The following is a 12536-nucleotide window of genomic DNA, read 5'->3' as shown; positions in this document are numbered from 1 at the left end:
CCCAGTGATGCAGCTCGTACTGCTAGATCACAGCGGCACCGCCCAAGATCGAAGCCACCACCGTGCTGACTACGCCCACAATCCATTCAGACTGCGTGCGCGGCCGCTCCATCTGCTCTTTAACAACTGACGACATAATGAATGGCCTGCCGACGCACAGGACATGTGAAAGCGGGCCAGCAACAAAACTAACCCCGGCGACTCAGAACCGCTATCTCGCAAGCATGACACGCATCTTGTCTCTTGCGGCAGATGCTGGGTGGATCGACCGCAAGCCCAAGCTACAGATGGCAAGAGAAGCAACCGTACGCGTTCGCTGGCTTACCCAGGCAAAGGCCGATCAATTCCTAAACGCTATCCGTTTGGATTGGGTGCGAGACTCCTGCGAGTTTGCGTTGGCAACGGACTGCCGCGCTGCCGAAATATTCTCACTAACCTGGGACAAGGTGGATCTGGGTAGGAGTCTGGCCTGGGTCACGAATGACTTACCCAGGTCGGGCGTGCACGAGCAGTCCCATTGAACGAGCATGCCGTGGAGGTGGTTCAGCGCAGAATAGGAACCCATGCAAGCCTGATGTTCTCTCGAATATGGGCAGGGTCGCAAATTGAGCAGATCGACCGCAGAGCATTTGCTGCGGCAATGAAGGAGGTTGAGCTAAGGGACTTACACTTTCACGACCTGCGTCACACATGGGCGAGCTGGCATGTTCAGAACGGCACCCCACTCTTTGTATTGAAAGAGCTAGGCGGCTGGGAGACTTTGGACATGGTGAAGAAGTATGCCCACCTGGACGCAGGCCATCTGGCACAGTACGCCAATCATGTCACGTTTAGGTCACAGCAAACAGCAGGCAAGAAAAAAGCCACCGCATCGGGTGGCTTTAATGTCCTGATTTAACAGGGGTATTCTGGTGGCGCATCCCTGATTCGAACAGGGGACCTGCGGATTATGATTCCGTCGCTCTAACCTGCTGAGCTAATGCGCCGAAGAAGAAATTATAGCAAGGTTTCGTCTTTTAGCAAGCCCTTATCTCGATCTTTTTTCATCTTTTTGATGATTCTCTCCTATGAAAACGCTAAGCCCTTGTATTCATTGAGCTTCCCTTCTTCAACGCCTGCTTCGGCCACTCAACCAAATGATACAAAAAGTAAAAAGACCAGCCATTCCCTGCTACTCCTCCCCCTTGCGCCCTATCAAGCCTGTTTGTCATCCCCTATTGCTACACTGCCTGCTTGGCGTTTGATCCGTCCTTGTTAATTGACTGACGTCCGTGATCCGGACTTTCCACAGGAACTTTGTTTATGGCCAGTACGCTTGCTATTGTTGTCTCGCTTTTGCTGCTGATGTTCTTCGCTTATCGGGGGGTGACGGTTCTGTTGCTGGCCCCCTTGATGGCCGCCCTGGCTGTGCTGCTCTCGGGGGACTCCGGGTTTTTGTTGCCCATCTATACTTCCACCTTCATGAGCGCGCTTAGCGGCTATGTGCTTCAGTTCTTGCCCATCTTCTTGTTAGGTGCCTTGTTTGGTCAGTTGATGGCGGACTCCGGAGCGGCTCAGGCGATTGCTCAGTGGATCACGCGCAAGCTGGGGCATCGTCATGCTATTGCCACCATTGTGATGGTGTGCGGCGTACTGACTTATGGTGGTGTGTCCTTGTTCGTGGTGGCCTTTGCCATCTATCCGATCGCCAAGGATCTGTTTCGCGCCGCAGGCATCCCCAAGCGTCTGATTCCCGCGTCGATTGCTTTGGGCTCCTTTACCTTCACCATGACGGCTCTGCCTGGCACGCCTGCCATTCAGAACGCGATTCCTATTCCTTATTACGGCACTAACGTGTTTGCTGCACCGGGGCTGGGGATTATTGGTGGTTTGATCATGGCTTTGGGTGGCTTGTGGTGGCTGCAGTCGCGTGCGCGCAAAGCTATTGCGAATGGCGAAGGCTATGGCGACCACGGTCAGGATCATTTTGATGCCAGCGACGATCACAGTACGCATGGTCAGAAACCCATGCCTATCTTCCTGGCTATCTTGCCGCTGATTCTGGTGATTGGCGTCAATGCCTTGTTCACTTATGGGATTTTCCCCGGCACGAACTTCGAGTTCATGGCCGAGCGCTTCCCTCAGGTTGATCCCGCCAAGATTACGGGTCTGTGGGCGCTGATTATTGCCTTGATTACCGCGAACCTGGTGCTGATCATCAGCCGCTTGGGTCACTGGAAGAGTCTGCGCGAGAGCATCAATAAAGGCGTATTTGGTTTCATGCTGCCTTTGTTCAATACCGCCTCTGAAGTTGGTTACGGCGCGGTAATTGCCAGCCTGGCAGGCTTTGCGATTATTCGGGACTTTGTGTTGAACGTGGCTCCTGGCAATCCCCTGATCTCGGAAGCAGTCGCCATGACGACATTGGCCGGGATTACAGGCTCGTCTTCAGGTGGTTTGAGTATTGCCTTGCAGACGTTGGGTTCGGATTATTTGGCGATGGCTCAGCAAGCTGGCATCAGCCCTGAACTACTGCACCGAGTGGCGGTGATGGCAGCGGGCGGTCTGGATACCCTGCCCCATTGCGGCGCGATCATTACCTTGCTGTCCATCTGCAAGCTGAACCACCGTCAGTCCTATGGCAATATCGCCATGGTGACAATGGCTGCTCCTATCTTTGCGCTGATCACCGTGATTACGTTGGGTACGATTTTTGGCAGCTTCTAGATTTTCTTCTTATCAGTGCATCGAGCCAGCCCATTGGGCTGGCTTTTTAGTCCACATGGAGACAGCCGACACACCAGGACCGTAGAGTCAGGACTTTAAAACTACACCCAAGAACCATTTAAACCTGCATAAGTAGAAACACCAGCAACAACAAGCGCTCCCATAAGTAACTGATTTACAACAATAAAAATCAACATAACATAAACAATATAACCATTATCACGCTATTTTCAGATATTCTCCGCCACTATCAGAAATGCTTCATGCCTATGAAGCTAGCCAGCTAACTAAAAAATAATCAGGTCCCGCTACGCCATCTACAAAAAAGCGAAGCAAGGTCCTACCTAATAGCGAAGATTCGGAGACACACATATGAAATTTGGCCAAAAGCCCAACTTCGGGTTCTGACACGTCCCTATCATCAGCCACGCTCAACGATGCTGTACGACTACGCATCTGAAGGCGGAGTGTTGCTCTCAATATCGCGACGTATCTTTTATTATCCGGAGGTCCTGCATGAGCACAGCGCCTTTTAATCGGCGACAGTTCCTAAAATTTAGTGTCGTATCCGGCGTATCCATTTATATGGCGCCTTTTTTACCCAAAACGGCACAGGCCACACTTCTGGGAGAACAAGACTCCCGCCCTACGCCCTGGAATAGCGTAGAGCGACAAGTACCCTTCAAGATTGACGGTACGCGACAAGTCACCGGCAGCAAATTTTTTGTGCGTGATATTCGCGCCAAAGATATGCCCGGTTGGCCAGAGCATCAGGCTCACGCCTTTATCCTGCGCGCCGCTCAGGCTGATCATCGTTACATCGGCTTGGACCTGGAAGCACTAGGTGCCGACCTACAGCCCGATATATTGATCCAGGCCCAAGACCTCGCCAAGGCACAACTGGAACTGCCTGACTACTACAACGACGAGATGCTATTGGCCACCGGTAAGACGGCACGCTTTTTAGGGCACCCGGTCGCCATCTTGATCTACAAAGACTTTGATCGCTACCGCCGCGCTAAAAATGCCAGCAAGAGATCCGCCGTGCTGAAGTATGGAGACAAGACAGGCTTCAGGGAAATAGATGCCTATGGTGGAGCACGCTATATCCGTGTAGAGGGCGATACGCCAGGGGCCGACGATATATTCTCCAGCATGAAGGACGGAGTCGTGTTTCCGGAAAAAATTCAGGGAAACTCGCCTGTATGGCCGTCCAGCAAGGGAAACACCAATACAGCAAAGGCCATCGCCTTGAGCGAAGCGATGCAAGAACGTTTCGACCAAGCGCCTGATGATTGGCTCGTGTTCGATGGTGAGTACTACTCCCAATCGATCGACGGCGCCCCTTTAGAACCGGAGTGCATCAATTGCTGGTATGACAACAAAAACAAAGAGCTGCAAATGGTGGTCGGCTCCCAAACCCCGGGGGCGGATGGTGCAGAAGCTGCGGGCATAGTGGCCGCATCCCAATTTGGTTTGGAGAACATCATTGTCCACCCCTGTACGGCCACAGGTTACGGGGTCAAGGAGCACAGCGCTTTCAACCACTACGGAGTTGTTGCTGCCCTGTTTGCAGACAATATGCCCGTACGGCTAGCCAATGACCGCTTTGAGCAGTTTCAAGCTGGTCAAAAACGACACTCCAACCGCATGAACAACCGCATTGCTATCGACAAAAAGAGCGGCAAGATCATGCAGTACCAGAGCTTTAGCATCACGGACGGTGGGGGCAGGGCTACGTGCAGCTGGGCGGTCACCACAGGCGGCGCACAAAGCGCACAGGGTATTTACTATCTGCCCAAGAGCGACTCCTGGGGAATTGCACTGGCCTCGCGCGCGGTGGAGGCCGGCTCCATGCGTGGTTATGGCAAGGGACAGACCATGACTGCCATGGAACTGATGTTGGACGAAGCAGCCGCTCGCCTGAACATGGACCCCATCGAATTACGCCTCAAGAACGTCATGCGCAGCGGTCAGAAAAATATGGAAGGAGGGATTCCGGCGGGCTCCCTGCGTGCCCGGGAGATTTTAGAAAAAGCACATCAACATCCATTGTGGACCGGGCGGGACAAGAAAAAGAAAGAGTTTGAAGCCAGCAACCCAGGCAAGCTGTATGGCGTGGGCTTTGCCTGCGTTATGAAAAACTATGGCACCGGCGCGCAAGGAGACCATTCTGGTATCGAAATTGATGAGCAAGGGCAAGTCCACCTTCGCACCTCTACGGTAGAAATTGGTACGGGCTCGGCAACGTCCCAAGCAGTGATCTGTGCCAAGTGGGTTGGCCGCGCTGCACACACGGTAAAGGCTTCACATCTTGACTGGCCCGAGCTGGATATGCAGGCTACTCACAACCCCTACACCTTAAAACAGCCTGATCAAGACAAGCATCAAACCAATCCACGCTGGACACCGGTTCTATCCTCCGGCTCCTACGCCAGCAGTTCCTCCTACTTTGGTTCTCACGGCACCTCGGAAGCGGCTCGCTTGCTGTTTCTGTATGGACTATGGCCAGCCGCCTTGTCCATCTGGGGGGAAGGTTACGGTGGTGGTCAAATCGCCCCCTTGACCGTACGCCCTGAAGACGCCAGCTGGACCGACGATGGCCTGCTCAGCACCGGAGGTCTGGAACCCCTCACGCTGCCACAACTGGCCAAGCGCGCCCACGAGCTGGAATTGGTTACCGGTGTTGTGCTGCATGCGTTTAACCGCTACCAGTGGGCCGAGGCCGACTTTGAGGTAGCTGGTCAAAACCTGCGACTGCCGTTGGATGGGCTGGCACTGCGCCATGGAGCAGGAACCAAGACCGAACAGGCCAAGGCGCGTAATGGCTACCAGCGACTGGAGCGTCGCAATATCAGCTACCCGCCTGTGTCACGTCGTCGAGGCGGTTACCTGTATTACTCCGCCGTTGGCGTGTTAACGGAAGTGGAGATCGACAGCAAAAGTGGTGAGCAGACCTTATTGTCAGCACATACGTGGATCGACTGCGGCAAGCCCATCGTGCCCCAACTAGTCATGAGTCAGGCCGAGGGGGGGCTAGCCATGGGATTGGGTCAGGCCTGGTTCGAGGATCTACCGCTGCACGAAGGTGGCCCCGGCGATGGCTCCTGGAATTTTCACCGCTATCGCCTACCTCGCGCCAAGGATGTGGCCGTCTGGAACACCAGTTTCGAACTACTGGACCAGATTTCCGAGACGGACTCTCCCAAGGGAATTGCCGAAGTGGTGATGATCCCCATCATTGCTGCCGCTGTCAGCGGTGTTAACCACGCTACAGGACAGTTCTTTCGTGAACTGCCTGTGACCGCAGAAAAAATCAAGGAGCGCTTGGCATGAGCAGCCCCACTAAGACCTTACACCTCAACATTAATCGGGTGGACTTGCAAACAATGGACGTCAGCCCAGATCTGCCCATGATCGACTTTCTGCATGAGCATGCAGGGCTGACCGGCACGCATTTGGGCTGCGGAATGGGGATTTGCCATGCTTGCGTTGTCATCGTGGATCACCCGGACGGGCGTAGCGAAGAAATACAAACGTGCATCACGCCAGCCAGTTACTTTGAGGGCAAAAAAATACGCACGATCGAGGCCCATGCCCAGCGGGATGCACAGGACAAGGTCACGCAACTGCACCCTGTACAACAAGCCTTTTTGGAGCACTTTGCCTTTCAGTGTGGTTACTGCACCCCCGGCTTTGTAAATGCGGGAATTGTGCTGTACGAATCCCTGCAAAAGCAGCCGGTTTCACGTGAACAAGTTGAAGCCAAAGTATCGGAAGGTTTACAAAACCATATCTGCCGCTGTACGGGCTATGTCCGTTACCACCAAGCAATGAGGGATCTGATTCTCGCCACTCCAGGCATGGTCAGTTAGGTCGCAAAGGCTGCGGGGGATCTAGCTGGTGATCCCCTGGCAACTGCACGGCAAAACTCTGGGCTTAGCCACGCTGGTATCGTGGCGTTCGAGTACTCGACAGTACGCCTTCCGCTGCAACGCCATCTGTCTGCTTGTCACTCACATGGTTAGCTAGAGGGAAGGCTTACATCGCGCAGTACAGTGCCACGAGGCACACGGCTCCTTTCACCCTGTGCTAGGATTTGGATCTATGGCCGCATATTCTCAAGGCCCTCTATCAGGAGCACACCATGAACTACACCTACACCCTTAATGAGTTAGGCACTGAAGCGATTCGTCAGTTTGTTCTGGATCGTGGTCAGCCTGATCTGAACCTGCAGGCTTACATCGCCGCTGCCGAAGTAGAGGCCGATAATTTCAATGCGGGCGGCAGCCAGCGCGGCCAGATCGAGATCGATTCCAACTGCAGCAAGGATGGTTTGACGCATACCCTGTTACTGGAAAAACACTGGTTTGCGACCCAGCCTGTTCCTGAGGCGCCCAGTGAAGACAGCTTCTTCTAAATAGAAGCTGGGCTTGTCTGTGAGTTCACAATCGACTGACCAACTGTCAGACAGACACAAGCTCAGCTATCGGCCCCTCGTCTCTCTATAGATATTGGCCCAGGTAAGCCCAAACCGCTGCCTGGGCCTCAAACTGTCTGAGGGACCAATAAGATTCATATAGAAACTGGGCATATTGCCGCATGATCTGATGCATTCGGGTGCCGGAACACCATCAGAGGAAAACCTGTCGCTTGCGTTCCAGGAGTCAACGAGCCCGCAAAGCAGGGCCCTACCCGCCCTAATCCACCTGCAAACCAATCTTGTAGGCCAAGGCCCCAAATCGGTCGATGTCGTTCCAGATCATGGCCTTGAAGCCACTGGCTTGTGCTGATTCATTGCCTTCTTGCGGCGTATAACCCAATGCCAGCAATTGCGATTGCATGGCCGGGTCCGTCAGGGCTTTTTGCACGACGCGGTTCAGCGTATTGATAATGTGTTCAGGCGTGTGAGACGGAGCCAACAGGCCGTGCCATTGGTCCAGCTCGAAATCACTATGACTGACTTCAGCCACGGTTGGCACTTTAGGCAGAACGGGGCTGCGTTGGGCAGAGGTGACGGCCAAGGCGCGCAAGTGTCCGGACTCGATCAAGGTAGCCGCGCTGGACAAGGTCACAATGCCTAAAGGCACCTGGCCCGCGACCACATCGTTCAAAGCGGGGCCGCAGCCGCGATACGGGATATGCAGCAAGGCCGTGCCTCGCAAGTCATAGAGCATCTCTCCCGCCAGATGCTGAGGAGTGCCATTTCCGCAGGACGCATAAGCCAAGGCCGGTTCGGACTGCTGCTCCAGAACTTGTTCCAGATTCTGAATATCCGAGCCGTGTCCGGTCACGATCACGGAGGGCACAAATCCTATATTCGCAATCGGCGCAAAGTCTTCTTTGGGTTTGAAGCCCAGGTTACGAAATACGCCAGGATTGATGGCAAAAGAGCTATTGGCCATCAGCAAGGTGTAGCCGTCAGCGCGGGCATAAGCTACCGCCCGCGCACCAATATTGCCGCTGGCACCAGGTCGGTTGTCGATAATAACGGGTTGGCCCAGCGCTCTTTCCAGCCGGGGGCCCAGTTTGCGGGCCAGCAAGTCGGTCCCGCCGCCAGGCGGAAAGGTGACGATCACGGTAATCGGCTTGAGGGGATATTTCACAGCCTGCTCGACTGCCACCTCCCTTGCCTGCGCCGCTGGATTACCCAAGCCTAGCGCCACCATTCCCAGCAAGGTGGCTGCTGCCGCCCGCTTCCCCACCTGAAAACCCGCCATTACAGCTAACACGTTTCTCTACTCAAGCGTCCAGACCAATATCCAGTACACGGGCACTGTGCGTAATCCAGCCCACTGCGATTCGGTCTACACCGCAACGGGCTATTTCTACGGCTGTTTCCGGAGTGATACGACCAGAGGCTTCTGTTTTGGCTCGGCCTGCCACGCGGGCCACGGCCTCGGTCAAGGTTGCGGTGTCCATATTGTCCAAAAGAATACTATCCACACCCAGTTCCAGCACTTCATCCAGCTGCTCCAGGGTGTCGACCTCCACCTCAATGCAAACCAGATGGCCAATATAGGCACGGGCTGCTTCCACGGCGGCTTTGACGCCCCCGGCAACGGCAATGTGATTGTCTTTAATCAGTACCGCGTCATCCAGGCCAAAGCGATGGTTACTGCCGCCCCCGACTCGAACCGCGTATTTCTGCACAGCGCGCAGGCCGGGCATGGTTTTGCGGGTGCAGGTGACTTTAGTGCCGTAAGGCGCAATCGCACGGGCGATGGAGGCGGTTGCCGATGCCACGCCACTTAAATGCCCCAGGAAGTTCAAGGCGCAGCGCTCTGCCGTCAGCATGGAACGGGCCGAACCGCTGATGACCGCAATCTGCACCCCCGGAGTCAGGACATCGCCATCTTGCAGTTGGGCCTCAAAGCGCAACGTAGGGTCCAGCAAGGTAAAGGCCAGACGAGCCAGATCCAGGCCAGCCAACACACCATCCTCGCGGGCCACCAGGCGCATTTGCGTGCGCGTTGCTGCGGGAACGATGGAGTCCGTCGTCAGATCACCAGCGCGACCCAAGTCTTCTTGCAAGGTGGCGCGCACCAAGGGTTCCAGGATGACGTCGGGCAAGGAAGGAATACGGTGAGCTCGTGTCTCTGCAGCTTGCGCTGTCGGCTCGGGGGCGTTAATTATGCTCATTATGAGTATTTAAATCGCTAAAAATAAGGCCTAATGGCACGGTGCATTTATGCTATTCCTGAGCATAAGCACTGTCAAGCCATAGGCCCGCTTTTTAACGCGCTTGTTTCGCCAGCGGCAATTTACTGCCCGAGATCGCCCGTTCAAACAAAACGTCTCCACGAAAGCGAAACAATTTGGCGGGTCGGCCTGAACCACCCACACTCATGGCGCCGGTTTCTTCCACCAGGGCTTGCTGTTCAATCAAACGGCGAAAGTTCTGCTTATGCAGTCCCCGCCCTGCCAGGGCTTCAACGGCCTGCTGCAATTGCAGCAAGGTGAATTCTGGCGGCATCAGTTCAAACACCACAGGACGGTATTTGATTTTGGCGCGTAGACGCGCCAGACCTGTGGCCAGAATACGGCGATGATCGTGACGCATGCCCAGGCCCAGCTCGTAATGCTTGCCCAGCTCTTGCTGTTCACGCTGGCGACGGCGACAGGACTCGGGCAACAAGCCCGCTTCATACAGCAGTTCGTAACGCTGCAAAACAAAGTCCTCGTTCCAGATCGCCCCTTCCAGGCCAAAGCTGTAATTGACGCGCTGGCGGCGCAAGGCCCGCAAGGATTCGTCCTGCTCGCACCAGTCCAGCAAGGCAGGCACGATGGTTTTCTGAATAATGTCCGGTGCACCATCGCGTCGATCTTCCCACGGGAAGTAACGGTAGCAGTCCTGCCAGATCACCTGGGCTACATCCGGCTGGCCCACTTCACGCGTCAGCCCGACATAGCTGACCGACACAATACGCGTGCCCTGCGCGTCAAAACGGTCCCTGTCTGCAAAGGTATACAGCTGCTCCACATACCCCACCGGGTGATGGGTTTGGGTTTCCACCCAATCGCGCAGCCCCGTTTGCAAAGAACGGTGCGTGTGCTGAAACGGCCCGGCGGGCAAGGCTTGGCCGGCGTCCGTGGTCAAGACACGGGGCTCGCCGTCGCTGACAGCTACTAAAACAGCCACCAGTTCAGCACTGACTACAGGTTCCTGCGTATCGATCACATATTCTCCTTCTGAATCGCGCCAGCGCGCATCTGGCGGATTATAAGCGAGGCCCGCCCTGCTCCGGCGGGCGGCAGGGGCGCTATCCGAAAATACAGTGGGTACCTTATTTTCAGATGATCAAATTATGACCCATGAACATCTAAGCCTAAAGAAATTCGCCTGGCTGCCGTTAAGTGTTTGAACTGTATGTGTTTGCCATAAATGACAAGCAAGCGCTCAGTCAGAGGCCGGATCAGACAACAGTTTCACGCTTTGTTCTGCTCCGCCATTCGCAAAAATAGAAGGTTTCTGACAATTCAGGTCGATCACGGACAGACAGAAGCCTATGCCCCGTTTTTGCATGGCCCATGCGGGCTTGACGGCCCCCCGCGTCCCCTTTGTTGTTCTCCTCCAGGATGATGAATGCGTAAGAATTTCCCCATTACCCAGGACGAGGTTCGCGTCCGGGCCGATCAGTACCTTATTTCAAAAACTGACCTGAAAGGTCGGATCACCTACGCGAACGCAGCCTTTATTGCGATCAGTGGCTTCACCCGTGAGGAGCTGGTTGGCAAGGCCCATAACCTGGTCCGTCACCCCGACATGCCGCCCGAGGCCTTCCAGGACTTCTGGGACACCTTGCAAAATAAACGCCCCTGGATGGGCGTGGTAAAGAATCGCCGTAAAGACGGTGGTTTTTACTGGGTGTACGCCATGGCGGTGCCTATTTACGAAAATGGCACCGTCGCTGGCTATGCTTCGGTACGCGTAAAGCCCAGCCAGGAACAGATCGACGAGGCCGAAAGCCTGTACGCCGCCATTAATGAAGGCCGCGCCAAAGGTGTGCGCCTGCATGAAGGCCGTGCTGTGCCTACCGGCTGGCGCAAGGCCTTGAGTCAGTTGCGCCGCCCTTTCAGCAATTCCTTGCGTGCCAGCCTGTTCCGTATGGGCGCCCTGGCTTTGGCCACGACCGGCACCGCCCTGTACTTCGCCCTGACAGGTGGCGTACCTCAAGGCTCGGGTTTGTGGCTGACTGGTGGTTTGTGCCTGGCCAGTGCCGTGATGATGGGTTACGGCTGGCTGATTGCCCAGCGTGTGATCCGCCCTCTGGACCAGGCCTCCCTGATCGCCCAGCAAATTGCCACCGGCAACTTGCAGCTGGATATTGACATCAACTCCAGCGAAAGTAATTCGGAAATTGGCCAGCTCTACTTCTGTCTGGATTTGATGCGCAAGAGTCTGGTGGGAATTGCCAGTGATGCCCGCACCGGGATTGATGCCTCTATCCATGCGGCCCGCATTCTGGAAGTCAACAATACCAATCTGGCATCGCGCACCGAAGATCAGGCTGCGTCCTTGCAGGAGACCGCCGCCAGCATGGAAGAGCTGACGGTAACCGTGCGTCAGAACGCCGATAACGCCAATCAGGCCAGCCAGTTGGCCGATGCCAGTATGCAGATTGCTCAGCGTGGCGGCGAAGTGGTCAATGAAGTGGTGCAGACCATGCAAGGCATTCACGACAGCTCGCGCCGCATTGGCGATATCGTCACCGTCATTGAAGGCATTGCCTTCCAGACCAATATTCTGGCGCTGAACGCGGCGGTGGAATCGGCCCGTGCCGGTGAGGCTGGCCGTGGCTTTGCGGTGGTGGCCGGTGAAGTGCGCAGTCTGGCCCAGAAGAGTTCCCAAGCTGCTGGCGAGATCAAGAACCTGATTGATGCCTCGGTAAGCCGTATGGCCGTGGGTGCCGAACAAGCTGCCCGCGCGGGCGCCACCATGGGCGAGGTCGTGGACTCGGTAAAACGTGTCACGGATATTATTGGCGAGATCTCCACCGCATCGATCGAGCAGGCCAGCGGTCTGGATCAGATCAACGAAGCGATGGCCAAGATGGATGGGGTCACCCAGCAGAATGCCGCCCTGGTACAGGATCTGGGCAACACCATGAGCGACCTGGCCTCCGAAGCCTCCGAGCTGGCCGATGCCATCAAGGCCTTGAATACCGGCTCTGTCGATTCCAACCAAAGTGCTCCTGCTTTGGCTCAGTTGAGCAAGGCTCCCACCATGCAGGTACTGTCCTACCAGAACACGCAGCCCTTTCAGGCTCAAAGTGCCAAAACAGCGAATGCCCGCCTGGAAGCGATTCGCCGCTAAACCATAAAATCAG

The 12536-nt window shown here is 55.5% G+C and carries 8 protein-coding genes, 1 tRNA gene and 1 pseudogene; 6 read left to right on the top strand and 4 right to left on the bottom strand.

What is annotated here, in order from left to right; translation table 11 throughout:
- Positions 1 to 508 precede the first annotated feature (508 nt).
- Positions 509 to 898: pseudogene (locus M2Q46_RS00570) on the top strand (tyrosine-type recombinase/integrase); the annotation flags it as partial.
- An 11-nt stretch (positions 899 to 909) separates the two neighbouring features.
- On the opposite strand, the gene M2Q46_RS00565 reads toward M2Q46_RS00570, so the two are convergent.
- A tRNA-Met gene (locus M2Q46_RS00565) sits at positions 910 to 986 on the bottom strand.
- Between the two features lie 316 nt (positions 987 to 1302).
- Here M2Q46_RS00565 and M2Q46_RS00560 point away from each other — a divergent pair.
- The 4 genes from M2Q46_RS00560 to M2Q46_RS00545 all read left to right on the top strand — a co-directional run bounded on the left by M2Q46_RS00560 (position 1303) and on the right by M2Q46_RS00545 (position 7126).
- Entirely contained in the window at positions 1303 to 2706 is a 1404-nt protein-coding gene (locus M2Q46_RS00560; protein WP_035269147.1) for a GntP family permease, read from the top strand.
- Between the two features lie 516 nt (positions 2707 to 3222).
- A complete protein-coding gene (locus M2Q46_RS00555) occupies positions 3223 to 6042 on the top strand; it encodes a xanthine dehydrogenase family protein molybdopterin-binding subunit (protein WP_035269146.1) in 2820 nt (939 codons plus the stop codon).
- Positions 6039 to 6581 carry a (2Fe-2S)-binding protein gene (locus tag M2Q46_RS00550; RefSeq protein WP_009458347.1) on the top strand — a complete coding sequence of 181 codons (543 nt, stop codon included), beginning with the start codon at positions 6039 to 6041 and terminating at the stop codon, positions 6579 to 6581. The genes M2Q46_RS00555 and M2Q46_RS00550 overlap by 4 nt, the downstream gene beginning before the upstream one ends.
- A gap of 272 nt (positions 6582 to 6853) precedes the next feature.
- Positions 6854 to 7126, top strand: coding sequence for a hypothetical protein (locus M2Q46_RS00545; protein ID WP_009458345.1), 273 nt, complete (start codon positions 6854 to 6856; stop codon positions 7124 to 7126).
- Between the two features lie 280 nt (positions 7127 to 7406).
- Here M2Q46_RS00545 and M2Q46_RS00540 read toward each other — a convergent pair whose 3' ends face one another.
- From M2Q46_RS00540 to M2Q46_RS00530, 3 genes are all read right to left on the bottom strand, one after another.
- Positions 7407 to 8426, bottom strand: coding sequence for a tripartite tricarboxylate transporter substrate binding protein (locus tag M2Q46_RS00540; protein WP_203145897.1), 1020 nt, complete (start codon positions 8424 to 8426; stop codon positions 7407 to 7409).
- A gap of 22 nt (positions 8427 to 8448) precedes the next feature.
- On the bottom strand, positions 8449 to 9348 hold the full coding sequence (gene nadC / locus M2Q46_RS00535) for a carboxylating nicotinate-nucleotide diphosphorylase (protein ID WP_302356252.1): 900 nt from the start codon (positions 9346 to 9348) through the stop codon (positions 8449 to 8451).
- Between the two features lie 94 nt (positions 9349 to 9442).
- Positions 9443 to 10387 (bottom strand): membrane protein, encoded by a 945-nt coding sequence (locus tag M2Q46_RS00530; RefSeq protein ID WP_035269142.1) that lies wholly within the window; start codon positions 10385 to 10387, stop codon positions 9443 to 9445.
- Positions 10388 to 10792: 405 nt separating this feature from the next.
- Here M2Q46_RS00530 and M2Q46_RS00525 point away from each other — a divergent pair, with 405 nt between their 5' ends.
- Positions 10793 to 12523, top strand: a complete 1731-nt coding sequence (locus tag M2Q46_RS00525; RefSeq protein WP_035269140.1) for a PAS domain-containing methyl-accepting chemotaxis protein — start codon at positions 10793 to 10795, stop codon at positions 12521 to 12523.
- Positions 12524 to 12536 lie beyond the last annotated feature (13 nt).

The organism is Alcaligenes sp. YSL9, assembly GCF_030515105.1.
In the GTDB taxonomy this organism is placed as follows: Bacteria; Pseudomonadota; Gammaproteobacteria; order Burkholderiales; family Burkholderiaceae_B; genus Alcaligenes; species Alcaligenes phenolicus.
This window is presented reverse-complemented; position numbering and strand designations above follow the sequence as displayed.